The sequence below is a fragment of the Shewanella sp. DNRA4 genome (assembly GCF_012843185.1).
In the GTDB taxonomy this organism is placed as follows: Bacteria; Pseudomonadota; Gammaproteobacteria; order Enterobacterales; family Shewanellaceae; genus Shewanella; species Shewanella xiamenensis.
This window is the reverse complement of sequence record NZ_JABAIP010000042.1, coordinates 1-684: the sequence shown is the minus strand read 5'-3', so window position 1 is coordinate 684 and position 684 is coordinate 1. Positions and strand designations below refer to the sequence as shown.

The 684-nt window shown below is 43.3% G+C and carries 1 protein-coding gene; it reads right to left on the bottom strand.

The genetic code is table 11. The annotated features are described in order from the left end of the window. Nucleotides 1-633: IS110 family transposase (locus HG547_RS20645; RefSeq protein WP_169548860.1), on the bottom strand; the 633-nt coding region annotated here is incomplete at its 3' end. Nucleotides 634-684: the final 51 nt, after the last annotated feature.

Genomic DNA, 684 nt, shown 5'->3' with positions numbered 1-684 from the left:
GCAAATCACATTGTTTTTCGTTTCAGTGAGTACTTGGGTATCACAATCCTTAAGCCGTCTTTCTATATCTGTAAACTCTTCATATAACTGATAAAAAATTGTTCGACCTTTGGTAGTCAGCGCATTGGTTTCGTTAGTCAAAATCTCAGGAAACTGTACTTTAAAAGCCGATTTACTTTTGGCTATCACGATGCCGTATTCAGCTAACATACCTCGCACTTGGTTGATTAAGGCTGTTGATTGCTTAGTTAATCGTTCGCGCATTCGGTGGAGCAGTTGCACATCTTGCTGCTCGACGCTTTTGGGTTTTACAAACCGCATGTTGGGTCGCTGCGCAGCCTCCGCGATGGCTAAAGCATCATTGTAGTCATTTTTGTTACCTTGCCGAAAAGGCACGACAAATTGAGGAGCAATTAACTTGACGCTGTGGCCCAACAGCTCAAATTCTCTGGTCCAGTAATTTGCGCCACTACAGGCTTCCATCACAATCAGACAAGGCTCAATTTGAGCGACAAAGGGCAGCAAGTCTTTGCGTCTAAGCATTTTCTTTTTAATTAACTTGCCTGCTTTATCGACGCCAACAGCATGAAAAACAGACTTTGCGATATCTAAACCGATTGTAGTAATCTTCATAGGTGGACCCGTCCTCTTTCTGATGAGTTTTAGCGACTACATCGTGGCCCA